This window comes from Roseovarius sp. B08 (genome assembly GCF_051417955.1).
Taxonomy (GTDB): Bacteria; Pseudomonadota; Alphaproteobacteria; order Rhodobacterales; family Rhodobacteraceae; genus Roseovarius.
Map to the genome: position 1 here is coordinate 2,055,482 of NZ_JBPRLW010000001.1, position 14,051 is coordinate 2,069,532.

The window sequence follows — 14,051 nt, forward strand, 5'->3', positions numbered from 1 at the left end:
TCTCGGGGCAGGGATGATCCTAGCGCGATTCCCGTCCTTCGCCACCCGGTGCATCTTTACCTCGGGCCAGTGTCGTGCAAAATCTCCGCACCGCAGGGCCAAGCGCCAAGGACTCCTTGCATGTCCCCCGACCTCGAAACCCTCAAACATCGCTACCCCGGCGCCGAGACCTTCACCTTCGGTGACAACCGCACCCTGTGCGACACCTTGCTGGCCCTCGTGCGGGCGGGCCGAAAGGTGGCGACCTGCGGGGCGCTGGCCGAGTTCCAGGCTGGCGAGGCCACGCCGGAAGTCGGGCGTTGCGACATCGCGCTCAACTGGGACGGCACACCGGCGCTGGTGATCGAAACGATCGAGCTGATCCGCTGCCGCTTCGACGAGGTGTCCGAGGCGATGGCCCTGGCCGAAGGCGAGGATGACAGCCTCGAAGGCTGGCGCGAAGGCCACCGCGCCTATTTCGAACGCACCTGCGGTTTTACCCCCGACATGCAGATCATCTGGGAACGCTTCCGCCTGGTCGAAGATCTGGGCTGACACGTCTCCAAGCATCCGTATGCCGAACATGGTGGCGACCCGCGCGCCGCAGGGCTGGCGCATGCGGGGACCGGCCTCGTTCAGGGCAACCGCGATGAAGATTGGCAAAGCGCCGGCGCAGGAAATCTTTTGAACCAATCTGCTCGGCGAAGAGACCTACAGACGTACTGATAATGCGTTGAAAATGGAGCTGATCATGAAACGCCGTGAACTTCTGTCGAATATCGCACTTGGCCTTTCGGCGATTACCGTCGTGGCGTCAACCAATGTCGCCATGGCGGACACGCCCGCGACTCGCAAGAATACCGATCCGGAAGGCATGCACCAGTTCAAGTCTGGCACGTCCAGCGACACCGGAATTGGCGGTCTGAAGGGAAACGGCCGTCCGGGCACACACGGGCTGGACCACGACACCGACGCACAGCTCGATGTCTGGGTGGCGCGCTGCAACGATGCAGGTGGCGGTATGGTAACCGCACCAGACGACAACTACGAATGCCATGACCGCAACGGTGACCCGATCCAGGACTGGTGAGAGAACCTCCGGAGCGAAAAAAGCCCCGGAGGACACCAATCTCCACCTGCGATGAGGCTGACCTCACCAGCCTCATCACCCTCGAGCCGCAAACTCCTGCGAAGGACCGTCGGCGTCAGAGGACGAGGGTTCGATCAATGCGCGCGATTGACGGGCGGGGCGCGGCAAAGATATCGACACGCTATCGGGATCACGTGGATGACGAAGGGGGCAAAAAGCCGCTTCGAGAGCACGCATCCTGACGCCGCGTCAAACTCTTCCTGTCAAGCAGCCCTTCGGGTCCGAATGCGGTCTATCCTTTGCGCACGCGGTACAGCGTCACTGCCCCGTCCTCAACCATCTCGACCAGTTCATGCCCCGCCTCGGCGCAGAAATGCGGCACATCGATCACCGCCGCCGGGTCATCGGCGCGCAGCACGATCACGTCGCCGGGCGCCAGCGGCTTCATCCGCTTGCGCAACTTCAGAACGGGCAGGGGGCACAACAGCCCGGTGGCGTCGATCATTTCAGGTTCGCTCATGGGCCCGCAGGTAATCCAACCGTTACAGCCTGTCCACCGAGATGTGACCGGGGCGTGACCCCGCACCGCGTGACGCCCCCCGCGTTTTGAACTAGACCGAGGATCATGTACGGAATCGACATCATAGACGCCACCCTGATCCCCGCCATGGCCATCGCGCTGGTGGCCGGCGTCGTGTCGTTTCTCAGCCCCTGCGTCCTGCCCATCGTGCCACCTTACCTGGCCTACATGAGCGGCGTCACCGTGACCGACCTGCAAGGTGCACGCGCCACGCGCAACAAGGCGATCCTGCCCGCGCTTTTCTTCGTGCTCGGCCTGTCGACGGTGTTCCTGCTTCTGGGGTTCGCCGCCTCGGCCATGGGGCGCCAACTGCTGCAATATCAGGATTATTTCAACACCGCGGCCGGCCTCATCGTGATGGTCTTCGGCCTGCACTTCCTCGGCATCTTCCGCATAGGCCTGCTGGACCGCGAGGCCCGCCTCGACGTGGGCGACAAGGGTGGCACCACGTTCGGCGCCTACATCCTCGGTCTCGCCTTCGCTTTCGGCTGGACCCCTGCATCGGGCCGCAACTGGGCGCGATCCTGTCGCTTGCGGCGTCCGAGGCATCGGTCACGCGAGGCACGCTGCTGCTCGCTGTCTATGCCGCGGGCCTCGGCATTCCCTTCCTGCTGGTCGCCGCCTTCCTGCCGCGCCTCACCGGCCTCATGGCCTGGATGAAGCGCCACATGGACCAGATCGAGCGCATCATGGGCCTGCTTTTGTGGACCATCGGCCTGCTGATGCTGACCGGCGGTTTCGCCGCCTTCTCCTACTGGCTGCTCGAGATGTTCCCGGCCTTGGCCACCCTGGGCTAAAGCCTTACTCTCGCCCCAAACTTGCGCTACCATCGCGCCAAGAAGAGGCCATAAAAGGTCTGGCATGAGCAGCCCACCCGACACAACCGTCACCCGCCGCCGGGTGTTCTACATCCCGGGATACGATCCCATCCACCCGCGCCGCTACCGCGAGCTCTACCGCAAGGAGGGCGCGGAACAGGCACGCCTCTCGGGCTATGCGCTGGACCTGTCCGCCCGCAAATCCGAAGGCCGCTACGGCTGGCAGGTGGACGCGCGTATCGACGGCCAGGGCGTGCATGCAGAGTTCGACGTGCTGGTCTGGTCCGACATCGTCCGCGACAGCATGGAGCGCGGCATTGCCGGCACCTATCTGCAACTCATCCGCACCGCCTGGATCTATATCGCCTCCGGCGCGCTCTTCCGCCTGATGCGCCTGCGCAAGGGGCCGGTCATCGCCGCGCTCTACCCGGTGGGGTTCCTGATCGTTCAACTGGCTCTGGCCCTCGCGCTGGCCTACGCCCTGGGCCGCCTGCTGGCGCTTCTGCACCCCTACGCGGCCTGGGCGGGCCTCGCGGTGATCCCGCCCGTGCTCCACTGGTTCAAGGCCCGCGACAACAAGCTCTTCGCCTATTACCTCATGCACGACTATGCGTATTCGGCCCAATCCAAGGGCGCCAATCCGCCCGAGCTGGAGGCGCGGATGGCCCAGTTCACCGACGAGATAGCAGCAGCGCTCACCAGCGACGTGGACGAGGTGCTGGTGGTCGGCCATTCCTCCGGCGTGCATCTGGGCGTCTCCATCCTCGCCGACCTCATCCGCCAGGGCCGCGTGCCGGAAAACGGCCCGACACTCTCGTTCCTCACGCTGGGACAAGTCGTCCCGATGGTGTCCTTTCTGCGAGACGCCGACCGCCTCCGCGCCGACCTCAACTATCTCTGCTCCCGCGATGAACTCGCCTGGGTCGACGTCACCGCGCCCGGCGACGGCTGCGCCTTCGCGCTGTGCGATCCCGTGGGCGTCTCGGGCGTCGCCCCCGAAAACCAGCGCTGGCCGCTGATCCTGTCGGCTGCCTTCACTCAGACCCTCAGTCCGGAACGCTGGAAAGCCCTGCGCTGGCGTTTCTTTCGCCTGCATTTCCAATATCTCTGCGCCTTCGACCGCCCCGGCGATTACGACTATTTCCAGATCACCGCCGGGCCCCAAACTCTCGGCGAACGCTACGCCGACCGCGCCCCGTCGCCCAGCCGCATCACACGCGCCACGTCCCGCTACACGAGCATGGCGGCATGAGCCAACCGCCCAAGCCGCCCGCCCGCGAGGGCCGCGTTTCGCTCTGGCGCTACATGCGGCTTTTCCGTCAGGACATTCTCTCGGCCCAGCCCGCACGGCTATACCGCGCCTGGATGGCCGAGTTCCGCACGCCGTTCTTCCGCTCCTACCTCTGCAACCAGCCCGAGCTTGTCGACCTCGTGCTCAAGGAGCGCCCCGACGATTTCCCGAAATCCGACCGCGTGCGCGAAGGCCTCACGCCGCTCCTGGGCAACTCCGTCTTCGTCACCAATGGCGAGACCTGGAAACGCCAGCGCCGCATCATCGACCCGGCCTTCGAGGGCGGGCGCCTGCGCGATACCTTTCCGGCCATGCTGGCCGCGGGGCAGGGCGCTGTCGCCAGGCTGGCCCGGCACGCCACCGGCCAGCCCGTCGAGATCGAGGCCGAGACCAGCCACGTCGCCGCCGACGTGATCTTTCGCACGCTCTTCTCGATCCCCATCGAGGACGAGATCGCCACCCGCGTCTTCAACGAATTTCGCGAGCATCAGCGCACCCAGCCGATGCTGAACCTCGCGGCCTTCCTGCCGCTGCCGAGCTGGTTCCCGCGCTTTCACCGGGCCAGGACCAAGACGACCGCGCGCACCATCCGCGACCTGATCACCCGGCTGACGACGCGCCGCATGGACGAGATCGCGGCCGGCACCGCGCCAGACGATCTGGCTACCAAGATCATGACCACCACCGACCCCGAAACCGGCGATCGTTTCGACACGCCCGAAATGGTCGACCAGGTGGCGATCTTCTTCCTCGCGGGCCACGAAACCTCCGCTTCCGCACTCGCCTGGGCGCTCTACCTTCTGGCGATGCACCCCGACTGGCAGGACCGGCTGGCCGATGAGGCCCACGGCGTGCTGTCCGACGGGACCATGCCTTTCTCCGACATGGGCAAGCTGCGCGTGTCCCGCGATGTATTCCGCGAGACCCTGCGCCTTTACCCGCCCGTGCCCATGATGGTGCGTGAGGCCGCCTGTCCCGAAACCTTCCGCAACCGCGCGGTGAGAAAAGGCAGCCAGATCGTCCTCAGCCCCTGGCACCAGCACCGCCACGAACGCCTCTGGGACCGCCCTGACGATTTCGACCCTTCGCGCTTTGCCACCGACAACGGCAAGGCCTGCCTGCGCAGCGCCTACATGCCGTTCTCTGCCGGACAGCGCGTCTGCACCGGGGCAGGGTTCGCCATGATCGAGGGTCCGCTGCTTCTGTCCATGCTTGTGGCGGCCTACCGGTTCGAGCGTGTCCCGGAGCCTCCCGCCATGCCGGTGGCGCACCTGACCGTGCGCGGCAAGGACGGCATCTGGCTCAGGGTCACACCGCGCTAGAGGCCGGGGCAAATCTTTTCAGAAAAGATTTGCCAAAAGCTTTCTCAAAGCTTTTGGCCCTCAACACCAAACCGACACCCGCTCGTTATTGCAGAAGATCACCAGCTGTCCCGCGTTCTCGACCGCATGATACCCTCGCCGCGCGATCTCGCGCCGGAACCGGTCTCTGCCCACGATCCTCTCGATGTCCCGAACGCTGCGGCGGACGACACCGCCTTCCCGAGCGGCTTTCGCATCGAAAATCTTGCGCATCCAGATGTCGGCCGGCAGGAGAAGGCGAAGTTCTGACATGGCCCGATACTCCGTCGAACGAGGTTAAGGGCGGGTTAAGGGCGGGCGGTATGGTCATCCGGAGTTTTGCGAAAACGGCACCGTCCCCAAACCGCTGCAATACCGACGCGATACCGACGTTGCGATTTAGACGGCTAGAGAGCCGTTAACCTTTGTCCCGGTAATACCGTAGAACATGCAACCGGATCGCCGAGGCCAGTCCCATGTCGACCCCGCGCGCCTCGTCGATCCGCGCAGCCAGCACGTTCAAGGGCATCTTTTCCTCAGCGGCGATTTGGCGGAATGCCTGCCAGAACTCCTCCTCGAGCGAGACACTGGTGCGATGGCCACGCAGGGTCAGGGAGTGCTTGACCGGGCGGCTCATTCCTCGTCGAGGCGATGCTGTCGCAGCACTTCACGGGCCTTTTCCGCCCGCGATTCATCCAACATCCGCTCGCTCTTCGACAGGCCGAATTTCACTGCGTTTTCATCAGCCTGTGCGCGCTTCTTGATGCGGTTTCTCGCCTTGCGGAACCGGTTGAGATTGACGATCTCGCTCATGCGTCCTTCGGGCCGATCATGTCCTCGGGGCGCACCACCTCGTCAAAGGTCTTCTCGTCCACGAAGCCCAGCGCGATGGCCTCTTCCTTCAACGTGGTGCCATTCTTGTGCGCCGTCTTGGCGACCTTGGTGGCATTGTCATAGCCGATGGTCGGCGCCAGCGCCGTCACCAGCATCAGGCTCTCCTTCATCAACTTGTCGATCCGGGCCTCGTTGGCTTCGATTCCCAGCAGCATCCGTTCGGTGAAGCTGTCCGCCGCGTCGCCCAAAAGTTGTATGGATTGCAACAGGTTATACGACATCATCGGGTTGTAGACATTCAGTTCGAAATGCCCCTGGCTACCCGCGAACTTGATCGCTGCGTCATTGCCCATGACATGTGCCGCGACCTGCGTCAGCGCCTCGGCCTGGGTGGGGTTCACCTTGCCGGGCATGATCGACGAGCCCGGCTCGTTCTCCGGCAGGATCAACTCGCCCAGGCCCGAACGCGGGCCGCTACCCAAGAACCTGATATCGTTGGCAATCTTGTAGCAGCTGCCCGCTACCGTGGCGATCGCACCCGACAGGAAAACCATCGCGTCATGAGCGGCCAGCGCCTCGAACTTGTTGGGAGCGGTGACGAAGGGCAGACCTGTGATCTCGGCCATATTCGCCGCCACAGCCTCGCCCCAGCCTTTGCGGGTGTTGAGGCCGGTACCCACGGCGGTGCCACCCTGGGCAAGCTCGTAGATGCCCGGCAGGCCGGACTCGATGCGTTCGATCCCCATGCGGATCTGGTGCGCGTAGCCCGAGAACTCCTGGCCGAGTGTCAGCGGCGTCGCATCCTGCGTATGGGTGCGGCCGATCTTGATGATGTCCTTGAATTCGTTGGACTTCTTTTCCAGGCCTTCCGCCAGCTTCGTAAGCCCCGGCAGCAGCACGTCACGCACCGACATGGCCGTGGCGATATGCATTGCAGTCGGAAACGTGTCGTTCGAGGACTGCCCCATGTTGCAATGATCGTTGGGGTGCACCGGGTCCTTGCTGCCAATCTCGCCGCCGAGGATTTCGATGGCGCGATTGGCGATCACCTCGTTGGAATTCATGTTCGATTGCGTGCCGGACCCCGTCTGCCACACCACCAGCGGGAAATGATCGTCCAGCTTGCCGTCGACCACTTCGCCTGCGGCCTCGATGATGGCGTCCGCCAGCCTTGCGTCCAGTACTCCGGCCTCCTTGTTGGCCATGGCGCAGGCTTTCTTGATGACGCCCAGCGCGCGGACAATCGCCACCGGCTGTTTCTCCCAGCCGATGGGAAAGTTCATCAGGGAACGCTGTGTCTGGGCGCCCCAGTACTTTTCCGTCGGAACCTCGAGCGGGCCGAAACTGTCGGATTCTGTGCGTGTTGCGGTCATGGCGGACACTCCTGAAACTGCTGTCGGGGCTTCATAGCCGACCGGACGGAAAGATCAACATTGTATGCGGTGGGATACCGTCCAGTGCGATCACCTGAAGCTATTTCCGAAAACTGTCGAGGCTGACCACTTCGGCATCGCGCGGCTTAGCGACATCGTCTTCTTCCGCTTCGATCCCGTCCTCGTCCATCGGGCCGTCTTCTTCGGTGTCGTCGTCGTCTTCGTCCTCCGCCTCTTCCTGCGATTCGAAGCGCAGGCCGAATTCTACAGAAGGATCGACGAAGGTCTGGATCGCGTCATAAGGGATATACAGCGTCTCGGGGCTGTCGCCGAAATTCAGGGTGACGGTGAAACCTTCGTCGGTCACCTCCAGATTGTCGAACCAGTGCTGCATCACGACGGTCATTTCGTTCGGATAGCGTTCGCGCAACCAGTTGGCCAACTCGGCATCGGGGTGGGTCGTCTCGAACGTTATGAAGAAGTGATGCGCCCCCGGCAGGCCATTGTCACGCACGCCACACAACACCTCCTGGATCAAACCACGCATGGCGCGATGCATCAGTTTTCCATAATCGATCGAATGCGGCATTTTCGTCCCCGAACCTGTCGAACTTCACAATAAGGGATTCGAAGCAAAACAAAAGAGGCCGCGCAACTCAGATCAGCAGATGGATACCCCAGGCCAGAAGGCCCATGACGACAAGCCCGGCGACCATCGGAAGCCGCAACCCGAGGTAGAGCAGGACGGCGAGAAGGACCAGCACGGCGTTCTGGGTCGAAAAACTGTCGAGGCGCAGGGCAGGGCCGAACGCCCCCTTGCCGACATCCGTGAACAGCACGTGCAGGGTGAACCAGACGGCGAGGTTGAGGATCACGCCTGCGACACTGGCCGATATCGCGTCGAACGCTCCCCTAAGACGGGGGCGAGCGAGCAATGCCTCGACATAGGGGGCGGCTACGAAGATCCACAGGAAACAGGGCACGAACGTGACCCAGAGCGTGACCAGCGCCGCGGCGACGGCCAGACCCGGACCGCCCTGAAGAAAGCCTGTCATGAATCCCGCGAACTGGGTCACGAGTATCAACGGCCCAGGTGTGGTTTCCGCAAGGCCGAGTGCGTCGATCATCTGGTGGGTGCTAAGCCAGCCGTAAGAGTTGACGATTTCCTGCGTCATGTAGGCCAGAACGGCATAGGCCCCGCCGAACGTGACGACCGCGAGCTTGGAAAAGAACAGCCCCACCTGCAAGAGCAGCGTCTGGTCCAGCGCCCAGAGCACCAGCAGGGGCGCAGCCCAAATCGCGCCCCACGATGCGATCGTCCGCATGGTGCCGCCGCCTTGCGTGACGGGGGGTGCGGGTGGGCTCTGCGCGGTCTGGGATCGTGCAAGGCTCAGCCCGATGACCGCCGCGACTGCGATGATGGCGGGAAAGGGCAGCGAGAAAAAGAAGATCGCGATGAAAGACCCGAGCGCGAGCGTCAGTGCCAGACCGCCCCGAAGCGCCCGGCGCGACAGATTGTAAAGCGCCTGGAACACGATCACGACCACGGCCGCCTTTATGCCCGCGAACACTGTTTGGACCAGCGGCACCTGGCCGAAATAGGCATATCCGAACGCCAGCGCAAATATCACAGCCGCACCGGGCAGAACGAAGAGCAGTCCGGCCAGAAGCCCCCCCTGACACCGCGCAACTTCCACCCCGAATAGGTGGCAAGCTGCATCGCCTCGGGGCCGGGCAATAGCATGCAGAAAGACAACGCCTGGAGGAACTGACTTTCTGTCAGCCATTTGTGGCGGTCCACGAGCTCCGTCTGCATCAGGGAAATCTGCGCGGCGGGACCACCAAAGGATAGCAGGCCAATCCGCCCGAAAACGCGGAACATCTCTTCAAACGAAACCGTCATTACGCATCCGCGTCGCTGGGCACTCATGGCCGTCGTCATACCCGGCCCGGCCCCGACGGTACAGCGCATTGCAAACTGCCATATCGGCCTGCATTCGTGCACGATCATTGTCAAACCGCTGTGACAGCCCGGCCCAAAACCGCAAGCAGGCCGCTGAAGCTGGTGCATCTCCTGCTTGCGATTAACTCGCCCCGGCCAAGGTGTAACGGAACACCGCGAGCTGTTGGTGCGTTAGTGTTTTCGATAGGAGAACAGTGTATGGCGCTTGCCACTTCAGCGGAATACCGCGACGCGCTTGCCAAGTTGCAGGTCAGGATCAAGGATACTTTGGCGGGCTATGACGAGATACTCGACCAGGCCAAGCCGGACATTCGTCCCCTCATGGAGCAATTGTATACGGCCCATAACAAGCACGAGGCGGATATCTCGGCGCGCTTGCGGGACCATGGATGTGTTCCGGATGAGGACGGGAGTTTCTTTTCCACCGTGCAGCGCGCCGTAATAAAGACTCGTGCCTTCGTTGACGATATCGACGAGTCGGCGCTCAACTCCGTGATCAAGGGCGAGGAAAGGATCCTGTCGCTTTACGACGAAGCCATCGCTGCCGCGCGGGATGAGGATGACATCGCCCTTCTGAGCAGGCAGCGCGGAAATCTGTACGAAATCACCCAAAGGGCCCGTCGGAAATTCGGCTGATCAGGTAAGCGCAGGATGCAGGCCGCTATCAACGGCGCGGCGTTAATTCATACTTCTCGAACGAAAGTGCAGGCTTCTGTTGCCAGGTGCCTGCGAACCCCGCCTGACCTTGCTAGAGGCCAGGACTTAAGTTTCGGTTACTCCGACTGCTTACGCAGCCATTGCGACCGGAGCACGATTGTCGTTGGCAATTATGCTTAGCGAACCGATAACGGTGGTATCTCACCGGGACAAAGCAAACCCCTTTAGACGTTCGTCGATCCTGTTTCGGCCCCATATCCCTCCAACGACGGGCGATTGGTGGAGCCGCCGGGTACCGCCCCCGGGTCCGATCCGCTTATTACGAGCGCGTTTATGTCCATAGTCCCGAAGGACAGTTTCAATATAGGCAAGGCATGAAGAATTGCAAAGGGTGAGGTGGCTTGAGTCGCCACTATTTTCCCCGGTTGTACGATCGGAAATGCAGCAAAAAAAGGCGCGAGCGCGCCACACCGGCGCTCCGCCCGGCAGCGGCGCGACGCCAGACCACAGCTTTAAGATGTCGTTCGCGGTCGGAAATCAGCCGCATTTCATTGAAGTTTCCAATGCAAACGCGTTAGTGTTTTGCAGACAGGGCAGTCCGTGGGCGCGCCATGGATCCCTGGGACACCGGCGCACTCGGCCACCAAGAGCCACTGAATAGGTTGCGCCAGAGGAGGGACAGACATGTTCAAAAAGATCATGGCCCCGGTCGACCTGGCTCATAAGGAGCGTCTCGAAAAGGCGCTGAAATGTACCGGCGACCTGGCCAAGCATTACGGTGCGGAGGTCGTCTTTGTCGGCGTGACCACGACCACGCCCAGTTCGACGGCCCATACGCCGAAGGAATATGGCGAAAAACTCGACGCCTTCGCCAGGGAACAGGCTCAAACGCACGGAATCACGGCTACGGGCCAGGCGCTCGTCAGTCACGATCCGAGCTCGGATGTCGATGACGTGCTTCTCAAGGCGACCAAGGACAATGACGTCGACCTCGTCGTGATGGCGAGCCACGTGCCCAACATCATGGACTACGTGTGGCCGTCAAACGGCGGCAAGATCGCGGAGCACGCCAATTGCTCGGTGATGGTGGTCCGCTCGTGATCCCGCCGTGTGAATCGAGAAAAAATTAAAAGAGGAGGCCGCATATGGCCGATGAACAAGCAAATCAGGGCATCCCGCAGCCTGAGGGAAACTCGGATGTGATTCCGACCGAGTACGAGATTGGTCAGGATAACATCGAGACGCGGGTCGGGCCGTTCCCCGTCGACATTCACAACCCGGTCTTCGTGATCTCGGGCCTCAGCGTCATCCTGTTCGTGGCCTATGCGTTGATCGCGCCGCAGCAGGCCGGCGATTTCTTTGGATGGCTGCGTCCAGCGCTGACGAGCACCTTCGACTGGTTCTTCTTGTCGGCTGCCAACATCTTCGTGATCTTCTGCCTTCTGCTGATCGTGACGCCCATGGGGTCCGTCCGGCTTGGCGGTTCGGATGCAACACCGGATTACGGCTATGCCGGCTGGTTTGCGATGCTGTTCGCTGCGGGCATGGGCATCGGCCTGATGTTCTTTGGCGTTCTGGAACCGGCTTACTACTTCGGCACGCCCTGGGGCGACGAACCGCTCGGGGTCGTGCGTCCCTTTACGGAAGATGGGGCCCTGATCGAGGAAAATATTGCCGAGGCCCGTCGCATGGCCCTGGCCGCAACCTCCTATCACTGGGCGCTTCACCCATGGGCGATCTACGCCGTCGTGGCACTGGCGTTGGCGCTGTTTTCCTACAACAAGGGCCTGCCGCTTTCGATCCGGTCGGCCTTCTATCCCATCCTGGGCGACCGTGTCTGGGGCTGGTGGGGGCACGCCATCGACACGCTGGCGGTTTTTGCCACGCTCTTTGGCCTTGCCACGTCGCTGGGCTTGGGGGCGCAGCAGGCGAATGCCGGTCTGGAGTTTGTCTACGGCATCCCGAACAACATCACCGTGCAGGTCATCCTGATCTGCGGCATTACGGCGGTCGCGCTGGTGTCGGTGCTGCGCGGTCTGGACGGCGGGGTCAAGGTGCTGTCCGAGATCAACATGATGATCGCGCTGCTGTTGCTGTTGTTCGTTCTCTTCGCGGCGGGTGCCGCCACGATCATCAGCGAGTTCTTCACCGGCATGGGCGCATATTTCACCGAGCTGATACCGCTGTCGATGCCCTTCGGGCGCGAGGATGACGGCTATCGCGAGGGCTGGACGGCGTTCTACTGGGCGTGGTGGATCAGCTGGTCGCCCTTCGTCGGCATGTTCATCGCCCGCGTCAGCCGGGGCCGTTCGGTTCGGGAATTCGTAACCTGTGTCCTGATCATCCCAAGCCTGGTGTGCGTGTTCTGGATGGCCGTCTTTGGCGGGGCCGCGATCAACGACATGGTCGCCAATGCAGATGCGTCGGCCGTCAAGGCCAACGTGATCGACAACTACGCGCCTGAACTGTCGCTGTTCGCGATGCTGGACGGGCTGCCGCTTGCCGCGATCACCTCGACCATCGGGATCATCCTCGTGATCGTGTTCTTTGTCACCTCGTCGGACTCCGGTTCGCTGGTGATCGACACGATCACCGCGGGCGGCAAGGTGGACGCACCGGTCCCGCAACGGGTGTTTTGGTGCACGTTCGAGGGGCTGGTGGCGATCGCACTGTTGATCGGTGGTGGTCTGACATCGCTGCAAGCGATGGTCATCTCGACGGGTCTGCCGTTTACGCTGATCCTGCTCTTGATGTGCTTCGCGATCTGGAAGGGTCTTTCGTCCGAACCGCGGGGTTGACGTCAGCGCCAAAGCCGTAAAATCGAAGCCCCCCGGGTTCTTGCACCCCGGGGGGCTTTGCTGTTGTGTGGCCGCAAACAAAAGGGAGAGATGCGATGAGCAGGGCGCTGGATATCGATTTCGTGCGGGCGCAGTTTCCCGCGTTCGCGGAACCGGGCCTGAAAGGGCAGGCCTTTTTCGAGAATGCGGGCGGGTCCTATACCTGCGCCCCGGTGATCGAGCGACTGACGCGTTTCTACCACCAGCGCAAGGTCCAGCCCTATGGGCCCTACGAGGCCAGCCGTCTGGGCGGCGAGGAAATGGACGAGGCCCGCACTCGCCTGGCCGCGATGCTGGGCGTTTCAACCGACGAGCTGAGCTTCGGGCCGTCCACCACGCAGAACACCTATGTGCTGGCCCAGGCCTTTCGCCAGTGGATGGAGCCCGGAGACGCGATCATCGTCACCGATCAGGACCACGAGGCCAATTCCGGCCCCTGGCGGCGGCTGTCCGACGCGGGCATCGATGTGCGCGAGTGGCGGATCGACCGCGAGACTGGCCTTCTCCGCCTCGACGACCTGGAGGACCTTCTAAACGATAGAGTGCGGCTGGTCTGTTTTCCGCATTGCTCCAACATCGTGGGAGCGGTGAACCCGGTCGTCGAGATCACCGCCGCGGCGCATGCTGCCGGAGCTTTCGTCTGTGTCGACGGCGTGTCCTATGCGCCCCACGGGTTCGTCAACGTAGGCGACCTTGGCGCCGATATCTACCTGTTCTCGGCATATAAAACCTATGGCCCCCATCAGGGCGTCATGGTCATTCGGCGGGAGCTTGGACAGATGCTTCCTAACCAGGCGCATTGGTTCAACGCGGACAGCCTTTACAAGCGGTTCACGCCCGCCGGGCCGGACCATGCCCAGGTGGCCGCCTGTGCGGGCATGGCGGACTATTACGATGCGCTGGCCGGGCACCACGGCATTACAGGCGATGCGGCCGGGCGGACAAGCGGTGTGCATGACCTGATGCGAGGCCATGAGACCGAACTGCTGCAACCTTTGCTCGACTACCTGTCCGAAAAGAACACGCTGCGCCTGATCGGCCCTCGCGATGCCTCCCTCAAGGCGCCCACCGTGGCCGTGGAACTTCCCGGACCGGGGGCCGAGATGGCGGCGCGGCTGGCCGAACACGGGGTCATGGCCGGGGGTGGTGATTTCTACGGCGCGCGCCCACTGCAGGCGATGGGGATTGATCTGGACAAGGGCGTGCTGCGGCTTAGCTTCGTTCACTACACGAACAAGACCGAGGTCGACAGCCTTCTGGAGGCTTTGGAAACTTGTCTTTGATCCACG

General features: G+C 62.6%; 14 protein-coding genes, 1 other RNA gene and 2 pseudogenes. 9 read left to right on the forward strand and 8 right to left on the reverse strand.

All coding sequences use genetic code 11. The features are described from left to right. Positions 1 to 120 precede the first annotated feature (120 nt). Positions 121 to 534 carry an ASCH domain-containing protein gene (locus tag ACSQ76_RS10380; protein WP_437156523.1) on the forward strand — a complete coding sequence of 138 codons (414 nt, stop codon included), beginning with the start codon at positions 121 to 123 and terminating at the stop codon, positions 532 to 534. 196 nt (positions 535 to 730) lie between these two features. Continuing rightward, positions 731 to 1,069, forward strand: coding sequence for a hypothetical protein (locus tag ACSQ76_RS10385; protein WP_437156524.1), 339 nt, complete (start codon positions 731 to 733; stop codon positions 1,067 to 1,069). A gap of 292 nt (positions 1,070 to 1,361) precedes the next feature. Here the strand turns inward: ACSQ76_RS10385 and ACSQ76_RS10390 are convergent, their stop codons facing one another. Beyond that, a complete protein-coding gene (locus tag ACSQ76_RS10390; RefSeq protein ID WP_437156525.1) occupies positions 1,362 to 1,589 on the reverse strand; it encodes a sulfurtransferase TusA family protein in 228 nt (75 codons plus the stop codon). 105 nt (positions 1,590 to 1,694) lie between these two features. On the opposite strand from ACSQ76_RS10390, the pseudogene ACSQ76_RS10395 reads away from it, so the two are divergent. The 3 genes and pseudogenes from ACSQ76_RS10395 to ACSQ76_RS10405 all read left to right on the forward strand — a co-directional run bounded on the left by ACSQ76_RS10395 (position 1,695) and on the right by ACSQ76_RS10405 (position 5,080). Further along, positions 1,695 to 2,446: pseudogene (locus ACSQ76_RS10395) on the forward strand (cytochrome c biogenesis CcdA family protein). 64 nt (positions 2,447 to 2,510) lie between these two features. Continuing rightward, complete coding sequence (locus ACSQ76_RS10400) at positions 2,511 to 3,719, forward strand: hypothetical protein (protein ID WP_437156526.1); 1,209 nt, start codon at positions 2,511 to 2,513, stop codon at positions 3,717 to 3,719. Beyond that, complete coding sequence (locus ACSQ76_RS10405) at positions 3,716 to 5,080, forward strand: cytochrome P450 (RefSeq protein ID WP_437156527.1); 1,365 nt, start codon at positions 3,716 to 3,718, stop codon at positions 5,078 to 5,080. Before ACSQ76_RS10400 ends, ACSQ76_RS10405 begins: the two co-directional genes overlap by 4 nt. A gap of 60 nt (positions 5,081 to 5,140) precedes the next feature. Here the strand turns inward: ACSQ76_RS10405 and ACSQ76_RS10410 are convergent, their stop codons facing one another. The 6 genes and pseudogenes from ACSQ76_RS10410 to chrA form a co-directional block, all read right to left on the reverse strand. Next, positions 5,141 to 5,371, reverse strand: a complete 231-nt coding sequence (locus ACSQ76_RS10410) for an N-(5'-phosphoribosyl)anthranilate isomerase (RefSeq protein WP_437156528.1) — start codon at positions 5,369 to 5,371, stop codon at positions 5,141 to 5,143. A 145-nt stretch (positions 5,372 to 5,516) separates the two neighbouring features. Next, a complete protein-coding gene (locus ACSQ76_RS10415; protein WP_306128330.1) occupies positions 5,517 to 5,735 on the reverse strand; it encodes a ribbon-helix-helix domain-containing protein in 219 nt (72 codons plus the stop codon). Continuing rightward, on the reverse strand, positions 5,732 to 5,911 hold the full coding sequence (locus ACSQ76_RS10420) for a DUF4169 family protein (RefSeq protein ID WP_437156529.1): 180 nt from the start codon (positions 5,909 to 5,911) through the stop codon (positions 5,732 to 5,734). The genes ACSQ76_RS10415 and ACSQ76_RS10420 overlap by 4 nt, the downstream gene beginning before the upstream one ends. Next, entirely contained in the window at positions 5,908 to 7,305 is a 1,398-nt protein-coding gene (gene fumC, locus ACSQ76_RS10425; RefSeq protein ID WP_437156530.1) for a class II fumarate hydratase, read from the reverse strand. The genes ACSQ76_RS10420 and fumC overlap by 4 nt, the downstream gene beginning before the upstream one ends. A gap of 100 nt (positions 7,306 to 7,405) precedes the next feature. After that, positions 7,406 to 7,894 carry an SspB family protein gene (locus tag ACSQ76_RS10430; protein ID WP_437156531.1) on the reverse strand — a complete coding sequence of 163 codons (489 nt, stop codon included), beginning with the start codon at positions 7,892 to 7,894 and terminating at the stop codon, positions 7,406 to 7,408. A 67-nt stretch (positions 7,895 to 7,961) separates the two neighbouring features. Continuing rightward, positions 7,962 to 9,208, reverse strand: a pseudogene (gene chrA / locus ACSQ76_RS10435) (chromate efflux transporter). 258 nt (positions 9,209 to 9,466) lie between these two features. Here chrA and ACSQ76_RS10440 point away from each other — a divergent pair. Continuing rightward, positions 9,467 to 9,904: a DUF2383 domain-containing protein gene (locus tag ACSQ76_RS10440; protein WP_437156532.1), complete on the forward strand. Its 438-nt coding sequence runs from the start codon at positions 9,467 to 9,469 to the stop codon at positions 9,902 to 9,904. Between the two features lie 65 nt (positions 9,905 to 9,969). On the opposite strand, the gene ssrA is transcribed toward ACSQ76_RS10440, so the two are convergent. Then, positions 9,970 to 10,318, reverse strand: a transfer-messenger RNA (tmRNA) gene (gene ssrA, locus ACSQ76_RS10445). 291 nt (positions 10,319 to 10,609) lie between these two features. Here ssrA and ACSQ76_RS10450 point away from each other — a divergent pair. The 3 genes from ACSQ76_RS10450 to ACSQ76_RS10460 all read left to right on the forward strand — a co-directional run bounded on the left by ACSQ76_RS10450 (position 10,610) and on the right by ACSQ76_RS10460 (position 14,045). Next, entirely contained in the window at positions 10,610 to 11,026 is a 417-nt protein-coding gene (locus tag ACSQ76_RS10450; RefSeq protein WP_437156533.1) for a universal stress protein, read from the forward strand. Positions 11,027 to 11,070: 44 nt separating this feature from the next. Then, the gene (locus ACSQ76_RS10455; protein ID WP_437156534.1) at positions 11,071 to 12,723 is read left to right on the forward strand and encodes a BCCT family transporter; all 1,653 of its coding nucleotides are present in this window, start codon (positions 11,071 to 11,073) and stop codon (positions 12,721 to 12,723) included. Positions 12,724 to 12,818: 95 nt separating this feature from the next. Continuing rightward, positions 12,819 to 14,045, forward strand: coding sequence for an aminotransferase class V-fold PLP-dependent enzyme (locus tag ACSQ76_RS10460; RefSeq protein WP_437156535.1), 1,227 nt, complete (start codon positions 12,819 to 12,821; stop codon positions 14,043 to 14,045). Positions 14,046 to 14,051 lie beyond the last annotated feature (6 nt).

What these genes read in the sequence shown, in the direction of transcription:
- ACSQ76_RS10385 (WP_437156524.1), top strand. Translation starts at nt 731, where the DNA reads ATGAAACGCCGTGAACTTCTGTCGAATATCGCACTTGGCCTTTCGGCG.
- ACSQ76_RS10450 (WP_437156533.1), top strand. Translation starts at nt 10,610, where the DNA reads ATGTTCAAAAAGATCATGGCCCCGGTCGACCTGGCTCATAAGGAGCGT.
- ACSQ76_RS10405 (WP_437156527.1), top strand. Translation starts at nt 3,716, where the DNA reads ATGAGCCAACCGCCCAAGCCGCCCGCCCGCGAGGGCCGCGTTTCGCTC.
- ACSQ76_RS10440 (WP_437156532.1), top strand. Translation starts at nt 9,467, where the DNA reads ATGGCGCTTGCCACTTCAGCGGAATACCGCGACGCGCTTGCCAAGTTG.
- fumC (WP_437156530.1), bottom strand. Translation starts at nt 7,305, where the DNA reads ATGACCGCAACACGCACAGAATCCGACAGTTTCGGCCCGCTCGAGGTT.
- ACSQ76_RS10420 (WP_437156529.1), bottom strand. Translation starts at nt 5,911, where the DNA reads ATGAGCGAGATCGTCAATCTCAACCGGTTCCGCAAGGCGAGAAACCGC.
- ACSQ76_RS10460 (WP_437156535.1), top strand. Translation starts at nt 12,819, where the DNA reads ATGAGCAGGGCGCTGGATATCGATTTCGTGCGGGCGCAGTTTCCCGCG.
- ACSQ76_RS10400 (WP_437156526.1), top strand. Translation starts at nt 2,511, where the DNA reads ATGAGCAGCCCACCCGACACAACCGTCACCCGCCGCCGGGTGTTCTAC.
- ACSQ76_RS10430 (WP_437156531.1), bottom strand. Translation starts at nt 7,894, where the DNA reads ATGCCGCATTCGATCGATTATGGAAAACTGATGCATCGCGCCATGCGT.
- ACSQ76_RS10390 (WP_437156525.1), bottom strand. Translation starts at nt 1,589, where the DNA reads ATGAGCGAACCTGAAATGATCGACGCCACCGGGCTGTTGTGCCCCCTG.
- ACSQ76_RS10455 (WP_437156534.1), top strand. Translation starts at nt 11,071, where the DNA reads ATGGCCGATGAACAAGCAAATCAGGGCATCCCGCAGCCTGAGGGAAAC.
- ACSQ76_RS10410 (WP_437156528.1), bottom strand. Translation starts at nt 5,371, where the DNA reads ATGTCAGAACTTCGCCTTCTCCTGCCGGCCGACATCTGGATGCGCAAG.
- ACSQ76_RS10415 (WP_306128330.1), bottom strand. Translation starts at nt 5,735, where the DNA reads ATGAGCCGCCCGGTCAAGCACTCCCTGACCCTGCGTGGCCATCGCACC.
- ACSQ76_RS10380 (WP_437156523.1), top strand. Translation starts at nt 121, where the DNA reads ATGTCCCCCGACCTCGAAACCCTCAAACATCGCTACCCCGGCGCCGAG.